Consider the following 23,699-nt stretch of genomic DNA (forward strand, 5'->3'; position numbering starts at 1 on the left):
TTAGCGGGTTTTCACGCCCGCCTGACGCAACGCTGCAACACCGCGTTCAACCACCTGAGTGAAATCGCCGGTGATATCAATAGAGATCACATCAGGCTCCTCAGCCGTCGGCTCTTCCAAGGCATCAAACTGACTTTTTAATAAATCAGTCGGCATATAGTGACCGGCACGCGCTTTCAAACGCTCTAAAATCACATCGAAGCTGCCTTTCATATACAAGAAAATCATCTCCGGATTACCTTCACGCAGGCGATCGCGATAACGGCGTTTCAGCGCAGAGCAGACAATCAAACCCACTTCATTTTTATGACATAGGCTGTATGCCGCATCATTCAGCCGTTCAAGCCAAGGAGCGCGATCGTTATCATCCAACGGATGGCCGCTGGCCATCTTCTGAATATTTGCCCGCGGATGCAGATCATCGCCATCAATAAACTTAGCACCTAACTCTCTGGCAACGGCTGCTCCTACGCTGGATTTCCCGCATCCAGAGACACCCATAATAATTATGCTTTGTCCCGTCATAAGTTTGATCTCTATCTCAAAATGAACATTTAAGCCTTCTCTATAGTTCCCTATCCTAGCACGTTACCGGTATCATGATACCGGTAACAAACAAAGATGTGATAAATATCACAAATAGAAAATGAAGCAATAATGCTGGTTATTGCAGATAAATATAAAGATATGACGCTATCTTCTGGAAAAACGTCGATTCATATATCAACCTGAAATAAGCTGTATTGGGTTGATACGGTACATACATCGGAGAACTATTATGCCATTAGTGATTGTCGTGATTGGCGTAGCCCTACTACTGCTACTGATGATCCGTTGCAAGCTAAACGGTTTCATTTCACTGATACTGGTTTCGCTGGTTGTTGGTCTTGCGCTGGGTTACACCACTCAAGGTGCATTCAACGTAAACGGCGTTATTGTCTCAATTAAAAATGGTGTCGGCGGGACGCTAGGCAGTTTAGCCTTAATCATGGGCTTTGGTGCCATGTTGGGTAAATTACTGGCTGACTGTGGCGGTGCCCAACGTATTGCCACCACCTTAATTGCCAAATTCGGTAGAGAGCGCATTCAGTGGGCTATCGTACTGACCGGTTTTGTTGTTGGTTTTGCGTTATTCTATGAAGTTGGTTTTGTACTGTTGCTGCCTTTGGTCTTTACTATTGCAGCATCCGCGCGTATTCCACTGCTGTTTATCGGTGTTCCAATGGCGGCGGCCTTATCCGTGACTCACGCCTTACTTCCGCCACACCCGGGTCCGACAGCAATCGCTATTCTATTTAAAGCCGATATGGGTAAAACCCTATTATTCGGTACTTTAATTGCTATCCCAACCGTTATTCTGGCTGGCCCGGTTTATGCCCGCTTCCTGAAAGGCATTGATAAGCCGGTTCCTGAAGGCCTGCACAATCCGAAAGTCTTCACCGAAAGCGAAATGCCAAGCTTTATCGTCAGCGTAGCAACCACGTTAGTACCGGTTGTGCTGATGGCTGGTCGAGCGGTTGCTGAAATGACGCTGCCGAAAGGCCACGCCATTCTGTCCTATGCCGAGTTCTTAGGCGATCCGGTTATGGCAACGCTGATTGCGGTATTAATCGCCATCTTCACCTTTGGCCTAAACCGTGGTCGCACCATGGACCAGATTATGGATACCATCAGCGACTCCATTAAAATCATTGCCATGATGTTAATGATCATCGGCGGTGGCGGCGCCTTCAAACAGATTCTGGTTGATGGTGGCGTTTCAGAATATATAAAAACACTGATGGCTGACAGTACCCTTTCGCCATTATTCATGGGTTGGGCTATCGCAGCTGTTTTACGTTTGGCACTAGGTTCTGCCACAGTAGCAGCGATGACTGCCGGTGGTATCGTAACACCTTTACTGGCCATGTCTGGCGTCAGCCCTGAACTGATGGTGTTAGCCGTTGGCTCCGGTAGCGTTATCTTCTCTCACGTGAACGATCCAGGTTTCTGGCTATTCAAAGAGTACTTTAACCTGACTATCGCAGAAACTATCAAGTCATGGTCAGTACTGGAAACCATTATTTCAGTTTGTGGCCTGATTGGCTGCCTGCTGTTAAGTACGGTTATCTAAATAAAAAACGACATGAAAAAACCGGCTGGTTAAACCTGGCCGGTTTTTTTATGTACAACACATAAGCCAATCGAATGTCGTTATCTGCTTAACGCTGGCATCTCATCTTCAATTAATAGAAACGAGACGTGATTAAATGTAGCCCAAAGCCTGCAAATAAAGCGCCAGCGATACCATCAATCCATTTTGCTACTCGCTGATAACCACTACGCATCACCGGCAGAGCAAAAATAAAGGCCACCAACGTAAACCAAATCAAAGTTTCCAGCGCAATTAAAGCAAATAGCCCCCAACGGGTACTACCGGCAATATCATCACCAACAAATACCGAGAATACACTGCCGAAATAAATTAGAGCCTTCGGATTAGACAGGTTAGTAAACAGTCCACGCAAAAATGAATGACTGTTGTGGCTGGTATCAGCACCACTGACCATATGTTCCTGAGGCTGGCTCTTACTGAACGCAGAACGCAGCAAACTGACACCCATCCAGCATAAATAGGCACCACCACACACCACAATCAGGCTATGTAACCAGGCCATTTGTTGCAATAAAATATGCAGTCCCAACAGCGCGATCGCAGCCCATACCATAACACCACTGAAAATTCCCATTGCCGCATACATCGCTTCTTTACGGGAGCGGCTAACTGCGGTTTGCGAAACAAAAAAGAAATCAGGTCCGGGTGTGGCTAATGCAACAAGCTGCACCACCGCAACGGTTAAAAATAGCGTCATGGGATTCTCTTTAACTTAAAGGTTTTTCAAATTATTTTGACTACGCTGGCGACAAACCATCACCATACATAATACGGCCGTATTGTACGCTTACCTTCAAAAGATAACAGACTCGCCGGGTTTTGAGCAGCACCTTGAGCTGTACGGTAATCTTGCCAGTTTACACCGACATATCTTCAATCGCAGAAGCAGCTTTGTTGTGTACATCATGGAATAGAATGATGTACACAACAAAGTAATATCAGGCCTCTGGATTGATAATTATCTTATTCCATCGAACGATGGAGGACTAATGAAAAATGAAGGATGGTGATCAAAAAACGCTAATCTGGGCTGACTAAATGATCGCGAATCAACGTCAGGAATGGTTGCCCAAACCTCTCCAGCTTGCGATAACCCACTCCATTTACCGATAACAGTTCACTTTCACGGGTTGGCTGTTGCTCTGCCATTTCTAACAAAGTGGCATCATTAAACACCACGTAGGGCGGAATATTCTCTTCGTCCGCGATCGACTTGCGCAGCTTGCGTAATTTGGCAAACAGCTTACGGTCATAGTTGCCAGCAAAGCTTTTCGAGGCAGAACTGCTACGTGATTTAAGATTCAACAACCTCGGCACCGCCAGTTGCAGTGGCGTTTCACCACGTAAAACCGGACGCGCGGCCTCAGTAAGCTGTAATGCAGAAAACTGGGCAATATTTTGCGTCAGCAATCCCAAGTGAATCAGTTGACGTATCACGCTAACCCAGTGTTCATGACTCTGATCTTTACCAATACCGTACACCGGCAGTTTATCGTGGCCAAACTCGCGGATACGCATGTTATTAGCCCCACGTAGAATTTCCGCAATATAGCCAATACCAAAACGTTGACCCACTCGGTACACGCAAGAAAGTACTTTCTGGGCATCCACCAAACCATCATAGCGTTGCGGCGGATCGAGACAAATATCACAGTTGCCGCACGGTTGCTGCTTACTTTCACCAAAGTAGTTCAGCAGCACCAATCGACGACAGGTCTGTGCTTCGGCAAAGGCGCTCATTGCATTCAGCTTATGCCGTTCTATGTCCTGTAATGCCCCTTCCGGTTTTTCATCCAGGCAGCGGCGCAGCCAAACCATATCCGCTGGGTCATAGAACAGGATAGCCTCAGCAGGTAAGCCATCGCGCCCCGCGCGACCTGTTTCCTGATAGTAGGATTCAATATTGCGTGGGATATCAAAATGCACCACAAAGCGCACGTTAGGTTTGTTAATCCCCATACCAAACGCTACGGTAGCCACCACAATCTGTAGGTCGTCACGCTGAAAGGCTTCCTGAACCGCCTCTCGGCTATCGTTATCCATTCCGGCATGATAGGCCGCCACGCTGAGGCCTTTAGCCTTCAATCGTGCCGCCGCATCTTCTACTTTCTTGCGGCTATTGCAGTAAATAATGCCGCTTTTACCGCGCTGATCCTGCACATAGCGTAATAGCTGATCGGTAGGTTTAAACTTCTCCATTAGGGTATAGCGAATATTGGGACGGTCGAAGCTACTGATATGAATCAGCGGATCGCGTAAATCCAATAAGCGATTAATATCCTGACGGGTCGTTTCATCCGCCGTTGCCGTTAAGGCTATAAACGGTAGGTTAGGAAAATGTTTGCGTAAGGAGCCAAGGGCACGGTATTCCGGACGGAAATCGTGCCCCCACTGGGAAATACAGTGAGCTTCATCAACGGCCAGTAACGATGGATTCCAGCCACTAAGCTGTTCAAGAAAGTTATCCATCATCAGTCGCTCAGGGGCGACGTACAGTAGCTTCATCTGACCACTACGGCAGGCGGAGATCACCTCATACTGTTGCTCTCGCGTCTGACTGGAATTGAGGCAACCGGCAGAAACACCGTTTGCCCGCAATTGATCCACCTGATCCTTCATCAGGGAGATCAGCGGAGAGATAACCAGCGTTATACCGTCCAGCAACAGAGCCGGAAGCTGATAGCATAGCGATTTACCGCCGCCGGTCGGCATCACTACCAGACAATCGCGCCCCGAAACGGCCTCACAGACAATCTCCTGCTGACCTGGACGAAATTGATGATAGCCAAAGGTGTCACGTAATACCTGTGCGGCTAAAGCTTCCGAATTGATAACAACCGCAGTTGACACCTTAATCCCCTGTTACTGGTAATGGGGGGTATTTTAGGCTGATTCGCGGCGTTTGTCGTCCCTAATGGAAAGTAAAAAAATAAAAAGCAACGTACGCCGCAATATTCAGACAAAAAATATCACCGCCATACTTAAAAAGAGGGAACTAACCTGCAATTAACATGCTTATACATAAAGGATTTTAATCAACAAGTGATAAGCAGCATCGCCATACTGCGCTCAACAGATATCAGACGATATTTATAAAAATTTTCGCCATATCTCTACTCATTTATCCTATAACTCACCCAAATTTCAGTCATAAAAAAATAGGAAAAATAGGGTACACTAGCAAATTCTACTCTCTGTATATGCAAACAAGGTATTTCATGGAATCGCAACAAACTCGCCAAGGCATACTATTCGCTTTAGCCGCTTATTTTATTTGGGGAATCGCCCCCGTTTACTTTAAGTTGATTGAGAATGTTCCCGCCAATGAAATACTCACCCACCGTATTATCTGGTCATTTTTCTTTATGTTGCTGCTTATCACTTTCGGACGACAGTGGGGATCAGTTCAGCAGCTATGGTTAAACCATAAAAAGAAAATATTAATGCTGGCCATCAGCGCTGTGGTGATTGGCTGCAACTGGCTAACCTATATTTGGGCGGTGAATAACCATCATATGCTGGAGGCCAGTATGGGATACTTTATTAATCCGCTGGTCAGTATGCTGCTGGGTATGATATTTCTTAAAGAGCGATTTCGACGCATGCAGTGGGTCGCCGTAGCGCTGGCTTTTACCGGCGTTGCCATTCAGCTTTGGCAATTTGGCTCAATTCCCTATATCAGTCTGATATTGGCTTTTTCCTTTGGTTTTTATGCATTGATTCGGAAAAAAATTGCCGTGGACTCGCAAACCGGTATGTTGTTTGAAACGCTGTGGTTGCTTCCCGTCGCCATTATCTATTTGTTCTTTATTGCCGATACGCCAACCAGTCACTTAAGCCAAAATACCTGGTCACTGAATACATTGCTGGTTTCTGCTGGGGTGATAACCACCATTCCACTGTTGTTCTTTACCGCAGCAGCCACCAAATTACGCCTGTCGACGCTAGGGTTCTTTCAGTATATGGCACCAACAATGGTGTTCTTTCTGGCGATTGTTTTTTACGGTGAAACCATTGGCGCGGAAAAACTAATTACCTTCGGCTTTATTTGGGCGGCTCTGGCCATATTCGTACTGGATGCGTTGTACCATCAAAGAAGATTACGCTAATGGATCGGGCCGTCTCTGCGCGTGGCGGGAAATAAACTTCGCCATCGCCGGGCCGGTCATCAAAATACTAAACAAGCGTAGCGTCTGCATCGCCATCACAAAAGACATATCAGCCCCACTACCGGCAGCAATAATCGCCACGGTATCCAGCCCACCTGGGCTAGTCGCCAGATAAGCGGTCAAGAAATCCATATCCAATACTTTGGTCAACGCCAGCGCCATCAGGGCACATAACGACATCAGCCCTAATATTGATATGACGATTTGCGGCAGCGTTCTCAACGCCAGCAAAAAAACCGCGCGGTTAAAGCGCAACCCTACGCTCCAACCAATAAAAGCGTAAGCCATTGCCAGTAACCATTCCGGTAACTGTATCGTTAAAACATCACCGGCATGCAACCCCGCCCCAATAAGCATCGGAAACAGCATCGTTCCGGAAGGAAAACGCAACCGACGTCCCAACCACCCGGCGATTCCTGCCAATGCCAGCGTCGCAGCGAAGTCCCAGCTTAAAGGAGGAAACCAAACTAACTCCTGCACAATCTCCTGAGCGTTTCCCCCCATTGAGATACGCACCACCAACGCCGCAGAACCCGCCACAAACAACACTCTCAGGTATTGCATAAAGGCAACCAGACGCACGTCAGCGCCGTAATCCTCAGACATGGCGACCATAGCCGCAGCGCCACCCGGTGATGAACCCCACGCGCCGGTGGTGCCCGGTAAATGGCTAAAACGTACTAACAGCCAGCCAGACAAGCCGCTGGCGAACAACGTTGCCAACAAAATAAATAAAACAATCGGCCAATTAGCAGCGAGGGAGACCAGAATAGAGGAGGAAAGGTTTTGAGCAATCATGCAGCCAATAATGGCTTGGGAAGAGATAAAAAATCGATTATCGATACGCACCGTTGCGCCACAGAGGCTCATTGTCACCGCGACCACCATTGGCCCAAGCAGCATCGCGGCCGGTATATGAAACCGCAGCATAACCAATGATAGTGATAACGAAAGGACAAACAGAATAACCCATTGAAAAACGGACGAGCGCTTTGCCACGGTTACAAATCCCAATAACTAACGAACACGACGGTTATAACGTCAGCGGTATTACCAAAATAAAATTACCGCCGATCAATATCAAGCTGTTTTATACAAACCAACTTTAATACTCATCGTACGGTAATTCTTTGACAAAACAGGGTATCAGAGCCAATTACGACTTTTAAAATAAAGATAAGGTGCAAGTGCCGCAGCAACCATTAAGCCAATCGCCGCCGGATAACCAAATGACCAGTCCAGCTCTGGCATAAACTTAAAGTTCATCCCGTAGCTTGAAGCCACTAACGTTGGTGGCAGGAACACCACCGATACCACCGAGAATATTTTAATAATGCGGCTTTGTTCGATATTAATAAAGCCCATTGCCGCCTGCATCAAGAAGTTAACTTTCTGGAACAGAGATTCATTATGCGGCAGCAGCGATTCGATATCTCGCAACACTTCACGCGCCTGATCGAGCTGATTTCCCGGTAACCGCGCTTTACGCACCAGGAAGTTTAGCGCGCGCTGGCTATCCATCAAACACAGGCGAACTTTCCAACCGGTATCTTCAAGTTCAGCCAAGGTAGAGAGCGCTTCATCGTAACCCTCGCCCGGATGGCCTTCCATAATCACCCGACTCAGAGACTCCAGATCGCTGTAAATATTTTCGATTTCATCCGCCAGCTGTTCAATTTTCGTTTCAAACAGGTCGAGTAATAACTCATAAGCATTACCGTCAACCATCGCCCGATTACGGGCGCGCATACGGTAAAGACGAAATGCCGGCAGATCCCGCTCACGCAAAGTAAACAGGCGACCATCGCGGATGGTAAATGCCACCGTGGCGTTACCGCCGCGATCTTCAGCATCTTCATAGTAAAAGAAGGAGTGGATATGCAGACCGTCTTCGTCTTCAAAGAAACGTGCCGATGCTTCGATATCGTCCAGTTCTGGCCGCGTAGCCAAAGACTGGCCAAGCTCATTCTGAACCCGTTCCCGTTCTTCATCCTCGGGTTCCACCAGATCGACCCATACGGAATCGGTCAGCTTGTCACCTTCGTCCAGTTCTAAACGGGATAAATAGCACTTATTTAATTGAAATGCGCTTAACATCGCGTCATCCCTCTTTTGCAGTGGTGAAATGGACTACGCACATTGAACAATCTGAAGTGACGGCAATAACCGAGTCAATCAGACCTAGACTACATCTAGCTCACTAGCGACGGGATAATATTAGAGGTCGCTGACAACCACGAAGGCTATCAGCAAAAAGGGATAGCCTTAGAAGTTGAACTTAATTAAAAGATCATTGAGCCAGTATCGACTGGGAATGTCCAAAGCTGTTGCCCCTATAGGAAAATAGTGCGCGCATGTTACGCCTTCCGGAAAAACTCTGTCAACTACCGAACAACTTTTCTTGTACATTCATGCACCAAACTCAGTATATATCATAACCAGATAATATAATTTATCCATCAACTAATTAATTTATAAAGAATTTGCAGTGTAAATCACTGATACACATTAAATAGAATAAAAATAGGTGTGATTACGCTGAAGCTCGGGTATGAAAAAATCAAGAGAGGAAAGAAAACAGCGATCGGCGCCGTACCACGACGCCGATCGCCAAAACTACAGCACTTCCAGTCGGGCGTATGACGCCACCAGCCACTTAATGCCTTCACCCTGAAAAGCAATTTGCAGACGAGCATGTTCACCACTGCCTTCCAGATTAATAATTGTGCCTTCACCAAATTTAGGATGGTTAACCCGCTGCCCCAGCTTATAGCCACTATCATTCTGGCTGATTGGTGTGCCCATTCTGCTATGGCTAACCGGACGCGACACACTGGCACGCAGACGGACTTCTTCAATACAGTCTTCCGGCAGTTCACCAACAAAGCGCGATGGGCGGTGATAAACCTCTTTCCCGTACAGACGGCGAGTTTCCGCGTAAGTCAGCGTTAGCTTCTGCATTGCCCGGGTTACCCCAACATAGGCCAGACGGCGTTCCTCTTCCAGTCGGCCGCCTTCATCCAGCGACATCTGACTTGGGAACATCCCCTCTTCCATACCGACAATAAACACCTGTAGAAACTCCAGCCCTTTAGCCGAGTGTAATGTCATGAGCTGAACCGCATCCTGATAGGCATCCGCCTGACCTTCTCCTGCTTCCAGCGCAGCATGGGAGAGGAATGCCTGTAACGGCGACAGATCCATATCTTCGTCCTGAAAACTGAACTGACGGGTTGCCGTTACCAGTTCCTCCAGGTTTTCGACCCGAGTTTGGCCTTTCTCGCCCTTCTCCTGCTCATACATCTGACGCAGACCAGAATCTCGAATCACTCGATCGGTCTGAACATGCAGAGGCAATTCACCGGTTTCATTAGTTAACGCTTCAATCAGTTCAATAAATCGCTGAATTGCCCCGGCAGCCCGGCCCGCAAATACTTTCTCCTGCAATAAAGCAACCGAAGCCTGCCATAGAGTAACCTGACGATCGCGAGCCGCATGACGGATAACGTCAAGAGACCGATCGCCAATGCCGCGGGTTGGCGTATTTACTACGCGCTCAAAAGCCGCATCATCATTAGGATTGGAGATTAAACGTAAATACGCCAGCGAATCTTTGATTTCCTGTCGCTCGAAGAAGCGCATACCACCATAAATACGATAAGGCGTCGAAGCCTGCAATAACGCTTCTTCCAGCACCCGCGACTGTGCGTTGCTACGGTAGAGGATCGCGCAATCATTTAAAGCACCGCCGCCATCCTGAAAAGTCTTAATTCGATTAACCACAAAACGGGCTTCATCCAACTCATTAAACGCACAGTACAAAGAAATAGGTTCGCCCTGCTCACCGTCAGTCCAGAGTTCTTTCCCTAATCGACCGTCATTATTGGCTATTAGCGCGTTAGCCGCCTTCAGTATATTACTGGTTGAACGGTAGTTCTGTTCCAAACGGACGGTGACAGCACCGGGAAAATCATCCAGAAAACGCTGAATATTCTCTACCTGAGCACCGCGCCAGCCATAAATTGACTGATCGTCATCACCCACGATCATTACTTTGGAAGTGTCTCCGGCTAACATGCGGATCCAAGCATATTGGATGCGGTTAGTATCCTGGAATTCGTCCACCAGAATATTGGTGAAACGCTCCCGATAATGGTTGAGTATCTGAGGTTTATGCAGCCACAGTTCATGGGCTCGCAGCAGTAATTCGGCAAAGTCTACCAAACCGGCACGATCGCAGGCTTCCTGATAGGCCTGATAAATGCGTAACCAAGTACCTTCCGTCGGGTTGCCGTAAGTATCAATGTGCTGAGGTCGCAGGCCATCGTCTTTTTTATTGTTGATATACCACATGGCCTGACGAGGAACCCACTGTTTCTCGTCCAGATTCAGCGCTCGAACAATACGCTTAAGCAAGCGGTGCTGATCTTCACTGTCCAGAATCTGAAAATCCTGCGGTAGATTGGCATCAAGATGATGAGCCCGCAGCAAGCGATGAGCCAGACCATGGAACGTCCCGATCCACATTCCCCCTTGGCTGGTACCAATCAGCTGTTCAATACGATGACGCATCTCCGCCGCAGCCTTATTGGTAAACGTCACCGCCATAATGGAATAAGGAGAACAGTGCTCAACCGATAGCAGCCAGGCAATACGATGTACTAATACTCGAGTTTTCCCACTGCCCGCACCGGCAAGCACCAGCATATTGGTACGGGAAGCCGCAACGGCTTCGCGCTGTTTGTCATTTAAACTGTCTAGCAGGTAGGAAACGTCCATTATTAGGCCATATACTGGTAATTTATACAGATGAATGGATAGATTATATCAACCGACACAATGAATCCAACCGAGAAATTTCAATATGCGGTAATAAACAGCCAGTGGATTCATGCATCAGGTTACGATTTCGGTCATTAATCCAGCATGCCTGAAGACCGTGGCGAATCGCACCGGCCACATCGGTGATTAAATCATCCCCAACGTGAAGTAAATATTCTGGTGCCAGCTTTAGCTGGCTAGCGGCGTTTAAATACATATCACCAAAAGGCTTAGCGCGACCATCCGGACCGGCCCGCAGCACTAATTGGAAATAGTCTCCCAGACCAAACAGCGCAGGGTTAGCATTGCCGTTAGTGACTGCCACCAACGGATAACGCGTTGCCAATAGGCTTAAGGTGGTATGGGTGGATGGTGGTACTTCAATGCGGCTACGCCAGTAACTGAAGTGATCCATCGTCAACGCCGCACCGTCAGCCGCATCGCTATCGCTGTAACCGTAAAGCCGTAAAGTGACCTCAAATGAACGTCGCCGCCATTCGCTGACGTCATGATAAATATCCGGTTCCTGCTCCAGTAGCTGTGCACGGATTTTGCTAAACCCTTCGCGATCCATATCGGCCAGTTGGGGAAACTGCTGCCGCAGAAAGTTAATCACTTCTACTTCAGTACGTTCAATAACCGGACGGTTGTCGTAAAGCGTATCATCAAGATCGAAGGTTAAGGCCTTAATCGGCCCCAAAGGCCGGTAAAAATGCATCAGGGCTTCCCTCTTTTAGCTCGCGGATGAGCAGCATCGTAAACCTTAGTTAAATGCTGAAAATCCAAATGGGTATAGATTTGAGTGGTTGTCAGGTTCGCATGTCCCAACAATTCTTGTACTGCGCGCAGATCACCGCTGGATTCCAGCATATGAGTAGCAAATGAGTGTCTGAGTTTATGTGGGTGAACATGACTACTTATGCCCTGCTTAACGCCCCATTCCGCAAAGCGCTTTTCAACATTACGGGCGGAGATGCGGTTGCCGTGTTTAGAAACAAACAGCGCATCATCGTCGGGAGCATAAAATTCACGCATCGGCAGCCAACGGTTTAACCAAGTAACCGCCATTCGTCCAATCGGTAGCTTGCGTTCTTTACTGCCTTTACCCACCACTCGAATTTCACCCGCATCCAGATTAACCTGACGGCAGTCCAGTCCAATCAACTCTGACAGTCGCAGTCCGGCACCATACATCAACTCCAGCATGGTGCGATCGCGCACCGCTAATGGGTCATTAAGGTCAATATCCAGCAGATGATTAACTTCATCAACATCCATATTCTTGGGTAAGTGCCGACCTTTACGCGGGGTAGAAATACCTTTAGCCGGATTAGCACCGATTATCCCCTGACCAACTAGCCAGTCTAAAAAGCTACGCAGGGCAGATAGCCTGAGCGCCAGGCTGGCTGACTCCAAACCTGAACGCTTACTGCGTGTTACCAGCATACGCACACCTGCCGCATCCAACTTAGTCCAATCGGTGAGACCAATATTCACCAGTAGGTCAATAAGTGCCGCCAACTGTCGCTGATAGCTTTTTAATGTGTAGGGGCTAAGCTGGCGTTCAACCCTGAGATAACGCAGAAAGTTATCGACGGGCTGTTGTAAAGAGGGGCAGGTTAATGGTTCAGTTCGTTCACTCATATCGGCTCTATCCAACGGGACAGCAAGCCGGGTAAAAAAAGACTCAACTGATCGAGAATCAGTGTTCCCATACCTTGCTGATAGTGCTGAGGATCGCGGCTGGTAAATATCACCATTCCCTGAGAGCCCCACTTACCCAACAAAGACAGCGCGACAGAGCCCACCATTTTAGCTTCTGGCATTAACAGTAGGATTTCCGGGCCATTAAGCTGCCCGAGATATTGATTGCGATTACCGAGCCGCTGAATTCTCATGGGCTCAAATGCCTGCTGAGAAATCGCCAAATGAGTAAAGTCGGAAGGAGCGCCCAATTTCCATTTATCACTGAACAAACGGATAGTCGCATCCGCCAGACCGAGTGAACGCGCCCAATGCTGTAGGCGATAGAGCAAGTTTTGCAGGCTGTCTGCCTGTACTAATTCACTCTGTAAATTGATCAGACGAGTAAACAAAATTTCATTGGCACTCGCCTGCTCCATCAACAGCGTAATCTCTTCTTCCAACTGCTGAATATGATTGCGCTGGCGGCTTAGTTGCCATTCAACTAAGGAAACGCTATCTCTGACTGGATGCGGCACCCGCATTTGCTCTACTTGCAAAGCATTGCGGATAAAAAAATCTGGATTATTCAGCAAAAACTGGCTGACCTGCTCATCACTAAGGCAAACCGACTCCGTTCCTGATGCTGTTCCATCTTCTTTTATTCCATTACTCATAAGTGAATAAACCCATCATAAACATGCGTTGCAGGACCAACCATATAAAGCGGATGTCCGGGGCCTTTCCAGGCAATCTGTAGGCTGCCCCCAGGAAGTTCAACATTCACTTTATCATCTAACAGCCCTTGGATCATTCCCACCGCCGCCGCTGAACAAGCGCCACTACCGCAGGCTTGCGTCTCTCCGGCACCGCGTTCATAGACTCTTAAACGAATGCTGCCGCGATGAAGAACCTGCATAAAACCAATATTTGCGCGTTCAGGAAAACGTTCATGGTTTTCCAACAGTGGGCCAAGCTGCTCGACATTAGCCAGATCCACATTCTCCACCTGCAATACGCAGTGTGGATTCCCCATCGAAACAACACCACCAAATACCGTGTGCTCTGCTGCCCGGAGAATATAAGTTTTTTCCATTTTAGCCGCACGGAATGGAATACGAGAGGGCTCAAAGTCAGGCTCCCCCATATTAACGGTTACCAGTTCATCTTCACTGACCGATAACGTCATACGGCCATTTTGGGTGCTAACCCGAATATCCCGTTTATTGGTGAGTCCTTTCAAGCGAACAAAACGAGCAAAACAGCGAGCGCCATTACCGCACTGGGCGACTTCGCCTCCGTCGGGATTAAAAATTCGGTAATGAAAATCCAAATCAGGATCGTAAGGCGCCTCAACAACCAATAACTGGTCAAAGCCGACGCCATAATGGCGATCGGCCAGACGGCGGATTAGCTCTGGTGAAAAATAAACGTTTTGCGTCACCGCATCGACAACCATAAAATCGTTGCCTAAGCCATGCATTTTGGAGAATTGCATTTCATACCCCACTTGCGACAACGTTATATCTCACCGATTGTCGCCGATTAAATTCTCGTCTTGCCGGGCCTGCTATCCTTTAGCGCGAAACCAGAAAACGTACTTCTATTTATATATTATTTCACCAAATGCTCACCGCGCCATAAATCTTCAAAGCGTTCGCGCTCGCGCACAAGGTATGCTTGATCGCCATCAACCATAACTTCAGCCGCACGACAGCGGGTGTTGTAGTTTGAACTCATACTGAAACCATAAGCGCCCGCGCTGCGTACCGCCAGTAAGTCTCCCTGATTTAAACTCAACTCACGCTTTTTACCCAAGAAATCACCGGTTTCACAAACCGGGCCCACAACATCATAAACCTGACGCTGTCCGGCCCCGTTTTCAATAACCGGAATAATCTTCATCCAAGCCTCATAGAGAGATGGACGAATCAGGTCATTCATTCCAGCATCCACAATGGCAAAATGATGGTCGTCCTGATCTTTCAGATATTCTACTTGGGTCACCATAATGCCAGCATTCGCTGCAATGGCGCGACCAGGTTCAAAACACAGTTCCAGATTTTCACGCCCTTTCAACTTCTCTAGCAGTGCAGTCGCGTACTCCATAGGTTCAGGCGGCGTTTCATCGTCATAGCGTACGCCTAACCCTCCCCCCAGATCCAGATGGTGAATAGTGATACCATCTTCAGCCAGCTGGTCTAATAGCACTAACATGCGATCGGCAGCATCAAGGAAAGGAGAAAGCTCAGTTAATTGTGAACCGATATGACAGTCTACGCCTTGTATATTGATATTTTCCATAGTACTCGCCAAGCGGTAAGCTTCACGAGCCATCTGATAGCTAATACCAAACTTGTTTTCTTTCAGACCGGTGGAAATATACGGGTGAGTTTTGGCATCAACGTCTGGGTTAATCCGCAGAGAAATCGGTGCCTTAAGCCCCATATCACCAGCCACACTATTCAAGCGGTGTAATTCGGGGATCGATTCCACGTTAAAGCAGCGAATCCCTACTTCCAGCGCCCGACGCATTTCCCCTTCGGTTTTTGCCACCCCAGAGAAAATAACTTTCGCGGGATCGCCACCGGCAGCCAGTACTCGTTCCAGCTCGCCCTGAGAAACGATATCGAAACCGGAACCTAAACGCGCCAGAATATTTAAAAAAGCCAGATTACTATTTGCTTTAGTAGCATAACAAATCAGATGTGGGTGGTTAGACAAAGCATTGTCAAATGCATGCCAGTGCCGCTCAATCGTCGCTCTGGAATAAATATAAAGCGGTGTTCCGAAGCGCGCTGCTAATTCAGCTACCGGCATATTTTCAGCGTATAACTGCCCATCTTTGTAATTAAAGTAATCCATAATGCTTTGCCTAATCTGTTTTATACTACGGGTATTACCCGAAATGCTTGTCTGTCGCCCTGTCCGTTAACAACTCCACAAGAATTAACCCATTGCTGATACTTGTTCAGCACTTATTTTGCAGAGGCGTTACCAACCTGAGTGTTATTTTCAGTTTGTTCAGGTTTCGGTTGCTCCGCTTTTAACGGAGATTCTTTTTTAGGCGGCTCATCGGATGGCATATATAACGGCCCCTTTAGACCACATCCGGCAAGCCAAAAGGTTGTTAGTACTACTAATGAGCAACGAAAAAGTGTATTCATTGAAATAAGCCTGTGATTCATTTTGTTTAGCCCTCTATAATCGCAGCTAGATCACGAAAAGCAATAGGAATTCTGAATATGAATGATACTGAGTTTCACCAATTGGCTGAGAAGCTAATGCACAACATCGATGAAGCGATTGATAATATTGACAGCGATGCCGACATTGATTGTGAAATCAATGGCGGGGTTATGTCACTTTCCTTTGATAATGGAAGTAAGATTATCATTAATAAACAAGAGCCTATGCATCAAGTATGGCTGGCAACCAAAAGTGGCGGATACCATTTTGACTATCGTGACGGTCAGTGGTTTTGCGATCGCAGCGGTCAGGAATTTTTCGCCGTACTGTCGGAAGCCTGTACTGAGCAATCTGGAGAAAATGTATTTTTACGCAATTAATCCTGCCACCATTCAGTATGATGACTGCCTGATAACTCAATGAGGTATTGGGCAGATTAAAACGTGTGACTGAGGATGATGTCTTTCTTGGTAACCGGTACCGTTGGCGCACTCAACGGAGAAATTGAGTTACTATTGAAAGGAACAATGCGTGATTCGCCATTTTCCTGCACAATTTGAGAGAATTGCGGCAGGTTAAAGTTGACTGAACCGGAGCCATAAGTAAACCGTTCATGGGAAGAGGCATAGAACCGGCTGACGTCACATACCAACTCTTCAATACATCCCTGACAGTTCAAATACACTTCAACCCGATTTAACTCATCAAGAATATAAATATTGAAGCCTTTCTCCGTATCTTCAAAGAAAAACTGAATAATCCCTTCACTGGCAGAACCATCAATAATTTCAGGTAGATGTTCTTCGCCGGTTTTTAGCTGAATCGGAATACCGTTCAGCTTATTGTTGGAGATAGCACCGTAAAATTCCACTGCATTCTCCAGCTTTTGTACCGATACGCTTAAACGTTCAAAAAACAAACCCCAGGTTTGGCCCGATAACCTTAACGCCTTAAAACGGTTTGGCTCTTGGCGATTGCTGGATAAACGTAGGCTAATACATTCAGAAACCAGCTGCTGTAGACGAGTCTGAATCAAACCTCTGAGATGCTGGCTGTAGCAGAAAACTTCAACTGATTCTGGCTGTTCGGCATCCTGATGCATTTTACCCAAAATCGTTTTCAGCGCTTCAATCACCGCCTGACTGCCGCTAAAGTGAAGAGTACGAACTTCATTCCATGAGTTACGATACAATAAATCTACACTACCAATCAGGCACTGTTCCTGTTTACCGAAGCTAAACACATCTAACTTACCCAGATCGAACGGCTGCGCGTCCTGAAACAGTGATTCAGTCGGATCGTTCTCAAGGTTAACGATTAGCGCTAAATGGCGAATCTCACAGGGGCTATACAACGCCTTAGGCGTGGATGCCGGCACTCTTAATGGGAAATGACGGGCAATATCAGCCACAAAAGCCTGTAGCTTCTCGGTATGACAGTATTGGCTATTCTTAACGTGTAGCTGGGTCTCTGGCGTTAGCAGGCCGTTAAAGTAGCTCCAGGCCACTAACTTACTTAGATAGCGGTTATATTCCAGAGGTTGGTGACCGATGATTGCATCCACCGTCGGCGCCTGATTATAAAGATACCAGCCTGCCCGATTCGCACGATCGATAGGCACCTGAATAAACGTCAGGTTTTTCTCTGATAAGTCAGGTGATATTTGGGGGTTAACCAAGGTCACTTTGCCCGGAAGCGCCTCAAAAGCCGCATACAACTTACGGGTCAGCACACCAATGTCCTGTGGACTTGCGCTCACGCTTAAATTGTTACGGCGGGCAAAGCGAATAAGATTGCGATAGCTTTGCATCAGGGCATCCAGCAGTTCGTTGTTGGCTTCTCGAACCCGCTCTATTTTCCAGTTTTCCCGATTATCCAATATCTCAAGACATTCGGAACCCCAGCCCCAGTCGTTGGTCAGCTGATTCAAAATTTCCCGCCGCCAGTTACCCTGGACAGGAATCACTGCAACGGGTTCAGACAAACGCTCACACACTTTCAAATAGAAACAACGGCGAACCAGATCCAGACGAACATCATCACCAATCGCCTGCAAATAGGTAGTCACCCGCTCCAGCATCATGTAGTAAGCATCCAGACTAAACGAGTCCAGCTCACCATTGTGCAACCTTCTTTTTATTTCCAGCGCCAGCAATTGAGACTGTGGGTATTCCCATGAATAAGTCTCCAGCAACAGCGTTTTCAATACCGCTTTATAAGGTGAATCTATACTTTTATACAGCTGCCATAAACTGGCACCAAAATACTCTTCGGCGGACAATGCGCCGAGACCACCAAGGTCAATCCACTCATCGCGCTTAAGTGAACCATCGGTAAACAGTTCTGAAACGTACTCTTCGTAGTCCATTTCACGATCGGCGGGAACCACATTCCATAATATCGGCTTACCGGCTAACCGCACCGCACTGCGATAAAACTCATCCAACAACAGAATATGTAACGTTGAACCACAGTCTTCGCTGTCCAATTTACCACTTAGATTTTGACGGAAGCGATTTTCATCAATCAGGAAAAAGTTAACTTCAATCCCTAAAGAAGCCGCCCACTGCTCAAGCAGTAAACATTTCGCCTGCAAAATAGTTAGTTCATTACTATTTAGCCATGACTGGTGGCAAATCCAGATATCCAAATCGGAAGATTGGCTTTGGCCCACAGAAGAAGTACTGCCCATACTGTAGACGCCAGTAATGGGTAACGCCTGGGTTGAATGGGGAGCCAGAGGAATATCATTCATCCGACAGAAATCTGTCAGATACAGCGCTTGAGCTTCGTTAGGAATATAAGCACAGATACCATGTGGCACGATGCCATCCTGATAACCAGGCATTTTCGGGTGATGATAATGCAGAAAAATAGGCAGCAGCGTATATACCTGCTGAAAAGCAGACCCCATATTCGCCATAGCACGATCGATACGCAATTGATTTAACGCATCCAACCGCTGTTTTAATAAAGTTATATTAGGGTGCAAGACGGTTTGCCTGATTAATTCCTACGCTGATTAAAGGAACCACATTCTGGTTGCTCATCAAATAGCAAAAACAATCGATCACTGATTGCCAAAAACGTGATCAATTTAACACCTTGTGAGGAAGGCGTAAAGATATTGGCACCTTGCCACATCAATTCCTACGCTATTTTTTGCATAGTTCAATACAACATTAGAGGTAAATTTCATGCCTTCGTGCTGAATAATAAATAGTTTCAGCAAAACTCCCTGATTTCAAAGCGTATGCAAATAGTGATAATTATTTAGGTGCGCTGACACTCCTGACACCAACTGATAGAATAACGCCATAAAATAACAAGGTAACGATAAAGCATGTCTAATAATATTCTCCGCATAGCAACCCGTCAGAGCCCTTTAGCGTTATGGCAGGCACACTACGTCCGGGATCGTTTACTCGCCTGCCATCCTGGTCTTACCGTTGAATTAATCACCATGGTCACCCGTGGCGATATCATTTTGGATACACCGCTGGCTAAGGTTGGCGGCAAAGGGTTATTTGTTAAAGAACTGGAAGTAGCCATATTGGAAGGTCGTGCCGACATCGCCGTTCACTCCATGAAAGACGTTCCTGTTGCTTTTCCTGAAGGGTTGGGCTTAGTCACGATCTGTGAGCGTGAAGATCCACGCGATGCGTTTGTTTCCAACCATTTCAACTCACTGGATGACTTGCCTGCAGGCAGCGTAGTTGGAACCTCCAGCCTGCGTCGTCAATGCCAATTACGTGCTCGTCGTCCAGACTTAAAGATAATCGACCTGCGCGGCAACGTAGGTACGCGTCTGAGTAAGCTGGATAATGGCGATTACGATGCCATCATTCTGGCAGCGGCTGGCCTGAAACGCCTGAAGATGGAAGATCGTATCAGCAGCTATATGACGCCAGAAGAATCTCTGCCGGCAGTCGGTCAGGGAGCCGTCGGTATTGAATGCCGCCTGAACGATGAAGTGACCCGTAAACTGCTGGCACCGCTGAATCATGCGATAACGGAAGTACGCGTTATGGCCGAGCGAGCAATGAATGAGCGTCTGGAGGGTGGTTGTCAGGTACCTATCGGCAGTTATGCTGAGCTGGATGGAGACATTCTTTGGCTGAGAGCATTGGTGGGCGATCCCGACGGCAGTAAAGTTATTCGCGGTGAACGTCGCGGACCAGCACTGGATGCCGAAAAAATGGGTATTGCTCTGGCTGAAGAGCTGCTGAGTCAGGGTGCAGATGAAATCCTACAGCGAGTTTATCAGGATAACGCCACGAAATGAGTATATTGATAACTCGCCCTTCACCTATGGGTGAGGCGTTAGTTAAACAACTCATAGAACAAGGGCGAGAGGCTTATCACACGCCGCTGATCACCTTTAGCCCAGGTCGCGAACTGGATAAATTACCTGATTATCTGGCCAATCTCCGGGAAGATGACATTATCATTGCCGCTTCTCAGCATGCGGTGCACTACGCACACGATTTACTGAAGCATAAACAGCAAAGTTGGCCTGAAAATTGTCGATATTTTGCCATTGGCTATAAAACAGCAACTGAATTACAGCAAGCCACACGCTTCACGGTTCATTGGCCTGAAGGTCGCGAAATCAGTGAGCAACTGCTAGAGTTACCTCAATTACAGCACGTGGCAGGAAAGAACATCCTGATATTACGCGGGAATGGCGGTCGTCAGCTTTTGGCTGAAACCCTGCAAAAACGCGGGGCGAGCGTAACTTTTTGCGAGTGTTATCAACGTAATCCAATCGCTTATCATGGCGACGATCTTTGTCAATATTGGCAACAGATAAGTATTAACATACTGGTAATTACCAGTGGAGAAATGTTACAACAACTGTACGAACTTGTTCCTACAGGTTATCGTAACTGGTTACTCAATTGCCATTTACTGATCGTCAGTGAACGGCTTGCCGACCAAGCCAAAAATTTAGGCTGGACGCAATGTCACATTGCAGATAATGCAGATAATGATGCGCTACTTCGCGCACTACAACAAATTTAACTATGGGATGTGCCAAGATGACGGATTCAACGACCCCATCAGCACCAGTTGAGCATAAGAAAGTGTCAACTGAAAAAGAAACGAGCACCAAAACACCTCCAGCTAAGCAGGGTAGCCGCTCAGGTGTTGCATTAGGCGCGATTGCTATAGCGTTGGTTATTGCGCTCGGCGGTGGACTCTACTATCACGGGCATCAACAGGCCATATCCCAACGAGCAACTATTCAGCAATTACAGGCTCAAATCGATGCTCTGAAATCAGGACAATCGCAAGAAGACAGCCGTCTGGTGACTGCACAAAATGAACTGACTCAACAATTAAAAGATACCGAGCAGAAATTAGCCACTCAGACCGGCCAACTCACTGCCCAGTCTTCAGTTCTGCAAGAATTACAAAACAAAGTCAGCGCAATTGCCGCCAGTGATGCCAAAATATGGCATTTATCGGAAGCGGATTTTCTGGTCAAAATGGCAGCCCGTAAATTATGGATTGATCAAGATATCGCCACCGCGGCTAATATGCTGAAAAGCGCGGATAAGTCGCTGGCAGAGATGAATGATCCTAGCCTGAATGAAATACGTCAGGCAATTATTCAGGATATCAACGCCATTTCTAACGTTAGTCAGATTGATTTTGATGGTATTGCTTTAACGCTGAACGAACTATCCGATCAGATTATGAACCTGCCATCTGCCAGCACCGACTGGGATAATACCCCACTGGAGCAAGGTGCAACTCAGGTTAGTGAGAATATTAAAGACTGGCGCCAAAATCTGAAGCACAGTTGGAATAACTTCATGTCCGAATTTATTACCATTCGTGCCCGTAATGTGCCGGATAACGAGCTGACCAGCCCGCTATTAACTCCGGATCAGGACACCTATTTAAGAGAAAACCTACGCTTAAAGCTGCTGATTGCCGCCCGCGCAGTTTCTCGTCATCAGGGTGAAATTTATAAGCAATCCCTGGAAAGCGTATCGACTTGGGTTCGCGCCTATTTTGAGCCAGATCATCCATCTACCAAAGCATTTTTGAGCCAGCTTGATGAGCTTAGCCAACAATCAGTGAATTTGGATTTACCTAAAGAATTAAAGAGCCTAAGGCTACTGGATACGGCAACCAGAAATCGTACCCGCGATATTTCCCCTGCCGCTCCGGCACCAGAGCCAGCAGCAGCAACTCCTGCTCCAGCCAGTAATCAGGAGGGTTAAGCATGTTGCGACTACTCTTTTTACTGTTAATACTGGTTGCAGGCATAGCGTTGGGCCCCATGTTGGCCGGACATCAGGGCTCGGTACTGATTCAAACCGATAACTACGATATTAAAATGAGCGTCACCGGTCTGGCTATTCTCATTGCGATACTGTTTATTGCTCTGTTTTGTCTGGAATGGGTTTTACGCCGCGTATTCCACACCAGTTCACGCACTAAAGGCTGGTTTATTGGCCGTAAAAGCACTCGGGCCCGTAAACAAACTCGTGCAGCGATGTTAAAACTCACTGAAGGTGACTTTAATCAAGTAGAGAAGTTGCTGACGCGCAACGCCGATCATGCAGAACAGCCAGTGGTTAACTATCTGTTAGCGGCAGAGGCTGCTCAGCAAAACGGTGATACCAAACGAATTAATGATTACCTGACCCGCGCAGCAGAACTGGCCGATACTGACCAGTTACCGGTCGATATCACCCGCGTACGCATTCAGCTGGCGCAGGGGGAATACCATGCCGCACGCCATGGTGTCGATCAGCTCTTAAACGATGCCCCACGCCATCCTGAAGTTCTGCGTCTTGCTCAACAGGCCTATCTGAAAACCGGTGGCTACGCTTCCCTATTGGAGATTATTCCCTCCATTGAGAAAGCCAAGCTTTACGATGAAGATACGTTGGAAACATTACGCCTTGATGCTTATATCGGTTTAATGAACCAAGCGATATCTGAAGGGGGCAGCGAAGGTCTAAAACAGTGGTGGAAAGATCAGCCTCGTAAAGTCCGCAATAACCGAACCTTACAGGTTGAACTTGCCTCGCACTTTATTGATTGCGATGACAATGAACAAGCCCAAAAAATCATTCTGGACGGTCTGAAACATCAATATGATGAAAAACTGGTACTGTTAATTCAGAAGCTGCACACGGGTAACCCTGAGCCATTAGAGAAAGAGCTCAGAATGCAGATTAAAGAACATGGTGCCACACCATTATTAAACAGCACGCTGGGGCGGTTACTAATCCAGCATGGCGAATGGCAGCAGGCTAATCAAGCGTTGAAACAGGCTATTGAACAACAGCCAAATGCTAAAGATTTCGCCTTACTGGCTGATACCTTCGATAAGCTTAATCATCCCCAAGAAGCCGCTCAAATGCGTCGACAGGGGCTAGCGTTAACGGTTAAATAAAACACCAGAGCGGGCTATTCAGCCCGCTTTTACTTTTCTGCCTTCCTCTAAAATTTCCCCATCAATCTGATAAAAATCACAGTGTTGCTGAATTTCAGGCAAAAAAAACACTTGCCTATTTAGGCAAGTGTGAGAAAAAAATCAGGTCAAAGGACAACATGGCGGTGTCTCACTCAACGTTATGTCTAATGTTTGATGACAATGTCATCATAAGGCTAGACGATAGACACCATTACTCGGCTCTGCATCATTCGATAGGCTT

The 23,699-nt window shown here is 47.2% G+C and carries 20 protein-coding genes; 7 read left to right on the forward strand and 13 right to left on the reverse strand.

Annotation, left to right across the window (positions count from 1 at the left end; genetic code table 11):
* Positions 1 to 525 (reverse strand): gluconokinase, encoded by a 525-nt coding sequence (locus EL341_RS16720; RefSeq protein ID WP_126468181.1) that lies wholly within the window; start codon positions 523 to 525, stop codon positions 1 to 3.
* A gap of 253 nt (positions 526 to 778) precedes the next feature.
* Here EL341_RS16720 and gntT point away from each other — a divergent pair, with 253 nt between their 5' ends.
* Complete coding sequence (gene gntT / locus EL341_RS16725; RefSeq protein ID WP_126468182.1) at positions 779 to 2,113, forward strand: gluconate transporter; 1,335 nt, start codon at positions 779 to 781, stop codon at positions 2,111 to 2,113.
* A 112-nt stretch (positions 2,114 to 2,225) separates the two neighbouring features.
* On the opposite strand, the gene rhtC is transcribed toward gntT, so the two are convergent.
* Together rhtC and recQ are read right to left on the reverse strand one after the other, a co-directional pair.
* The gene (gene rhtC, locus EL341_RS16730) at positions 2,226 to 2,852 is read right to left on the reverse strand and encodes a threonine export protein RhtC (RefSeq protein ID WP_126468183.1); all 627 of its coding nucleotides are present in this window, start codon (positions 2,850 to 2,852) and stop codon (positions 2,226 to 2,228) included.
* Between the two features lie 323 nt (positions 2,853 to 3,175).
* Complete coding sequence (gene recQ, locus EL341_RS16735; RefSeq protein WP_074824613.1) at positions 3,176 to 5,005, reverse strand: ATP-dependent DNA helicase RecQ; 1,830 nt, start codon at positions 5,003 to 5,005, stop codon at positions 3,176 to 3,178.
* A 368-nt stretch (positions 5,006 to 5,373) separates the two neighbouring features.
* On the opposite strand from recQ, the gene rarD reads away from it, so the two are divergent.
* Positions 5,374 to 6,264: an EamA family transporter RarD gene (rarD, locus tag EL341_RS16740; protein WP_047782361.1), complete on the forward strand. Its 891-nt coding sequence runs from the start codon at positions 5,374 to 5,376 to the stop codon at positions 6,262 to 6,264.
* On the opposite strand, the gene EL341_RS16745 is transcribed toward rarD, so the two are convergent.
* The 9 genes from EL341_RS16745 to lptM form a co-directional block, all read right to left on the reverse strand.
* On the reverse strand, positions 6,256 to 7,254 hold the full coding sequence (locus EL341_RS16745; protein WP_232036623.1) for an AbrB family transcriptional regulator: 999 nt from the start codon (positions 7,252 to 7,254) through the stop codon (positions 6,256 to 6,258). The two genes, rarD and EL341_RS16745, sit on opposite strands and share 9 nt — an antisense overlap.
* 216 nt (positions 7,255 to 7,470) lie before the next feature.
* On the reverse strand, positions 7,471 to 8,421 hold the full coding sequence (corA, locus tag EL341_RS16750) for a magnesium/cobalt transporter CorA (RefSeq protein WP_047782363.1): 951 nt from the start codon (positions 8,419 to 8,421) through the stop codon (positions 7,471 to 7,473).
* Between the two features lie 519 nt (positions 8,422 to 8,940).
* A complete protein-coding gene (gene uvrD, locus EL341_RS16755) occupies positions 8,941 to 11,103 on the reverse strand; it encodes a DNA helicase II (protein WP_047782364.1) in 2,163 nt (720 codons plus the stop codon).
* Positions 11,104 to 11,146: 43 nt separating this feature from the next.
* The gene (gene yigB / locus EL341_RS16760; protein ID WP_047782365.1) at positions 11,147 to 11,863 is read right to left on the reverse strand and encodes a 5-amino-6-(5-phospho-D-ribitylamino)uracil phosphatase YigB; all 717 of its coding nucleotides are present in this window, start codon (positions 11,861 to 11,863) and stop codon (positions 11,147 to 11,149) included.
* Complete coding sequence (gene xerC, locus EL341_RS16765; RefSeq protein ID WP_074824603.1) at positions 11,863 to 12,789, reverse strand: tyrosine recombinase XerC; 927 nt, start codon at positions 12,787 to 12,789, stop codon at positions 11,863 to 11,865. Before xerC ends, yigB begins: the two co-directional genes overlap by 1 nt.
* A complete protein-coding gene (locus EL341_RS16770; RefSeq protein ID WP_126468184.1) occupies positions 12,786 to 13,505 on the reverse strand; it encodes a DUF484 domain-containing protein in 720 nt (239 codons plus the stop codon). The genes xerC and EL341_RS16770 overlap by 4 nt, the downstream gene beginning before the upstream one ends.
* Entirely contained in the window at positions 13,502 to 14,326 is an 825-nt protein-coding gene (dapF, locus tag EL341_RS16775; protein WP_126468185.1) for a diaminopimelate epimerase, read from the reverse strand. Before dapF ends, EL341_RS16770 begins: the two co-directional genes overlap by 4 nt.
* Positions 14,327 to 14,442: 116 nt before the next feature.
* Positions 14,443 to 15,693 (reverse strand): diaminopimelate decarboxylase, encoded by a 1,251-nt coding sequence (gene lysA / locus EL341_RS16780; protein ID WP_047782369.1) that lies wholly within the window; start codon positions 15,691 to 15,693, stop codon positions 14,443 to 14,445.
* Between the two features lie 113 nt (positions 15,694 to 15,806).
* Positions 15,807 to 15,995 (reverse strand): LPS translocon maturation chaperone LptM, encoded by a 189-nt coding sequence (lptM, locus tag EL341_RS16785; protein WP_074824592.1) that lies wholly within the window; start codon positions 15,993 to 15,995, stop codon positions 15,807 to 15,809.
* Between the two features lie 78 nt (positions 15,996 to 16,073).
* On the opposite strand from lptM, the gene cyaY reads away from it, so the two are divergent.
* Complete coding sequence (gene cyaY, locus EL341_RS16790) at positions 16,074 to 16,397, forward strand: iron donor protein CyaY (RefSeq protein ID WP_047782370.1); 324 nt, start codon at positions 16,074 to 16,076, stop codon at positions 16,395 to 16,397.
* A gap of 56 nt (positions 16,398 to 16,453) precedes the next feature.
* On the opposite strand, the gene EL341_RS16795 is transcribed toward cyaY, so the two are convergent.
* Complete coding sequence (locus tag EL341_RS16795; protein WP_126468186.1) at positions 16,454 to 19,009, reverse strand: class I adenylate cyclase; 2,556 nt, start codon at positions 19,007 to 19,009, stop codon at positions 16,454 to 16,456.
* 351 nt (positions 19,010 to 19,360) lie between these two features.
* Here EL341_RS16795 and hemC point away from each other — a divergent pair, with 351 nt between their 5' ends.
* Genes hemC through hemY form a run of 4 tightly spaced genes read left to right on the forward strand, consistent with a single transcriptional unit; the run spans position 19,361 to position 23,437 of the window.
* Entirely contained in the window at positions 19,361 to 20,302 is a 942-nt protein-coding gene (gene hemC / locus EL341_RS16800) for a hydroxymethylbilane synthase (protein ID WP_074824586.1), read from the forward strand.
* Positions 20,299 to 21,042 carry a uroporphyrinogen-III synthase gene (hemD, locus tag EL341_RS16805; RefSeq protein WP_126468187.1) on the forward strand — a complete coding sequence of 248 codons (744 nt, stop codon included), beginning with the start codon at positions 20,299 to 20,301 and terminating at the stop codon, positions 21,040 to 21,042. The genes hemC and hemD overlap by 4 nt, the downstream gene beginning before the upstream one ends.
* Before the next feature lie 17 nt (positions 21,043 to 21,059).
* Positions 21,060 to 22,253: a uroporphyrinogen-III C-methyltransferase gene (gene hemX / locus EL341_RS16810; protein ID WP_047782374.1), complete on the forward strand. Its 1,194-nt coding sequence runs from the start codon at positions 21,060 to 21,062 to the stop codon at positions 22,251 to 22,253.
* Between the two features lie 2 nt (positions 22,254 to 22,255).
* Complete coding sequence (hemY, locus tag EL341_RS16815; protein ID WP_074824577.1) at positions 22,256 to 23,437, forward strand: protoheme IX biogenesis protein HemY; 1,182 nt, start codon at positions 22,256 to 22,258, stop codon at positions 23,435 to 23,437.
* Positions 23,438 to 23,699 lie beyond the last annotated feature (262 nt).

It is taken from the genome of Pragia fontium (genome assembly GCF_900638655.1).
In the GTDB taxonomy this organism is placed as follows: domain Bacteria; phylum Pseudomonadota; class Gammaproteobacteria; order Enterobacterales; family Enterobacteriaceae; genus Pragia; species Pragia fontium.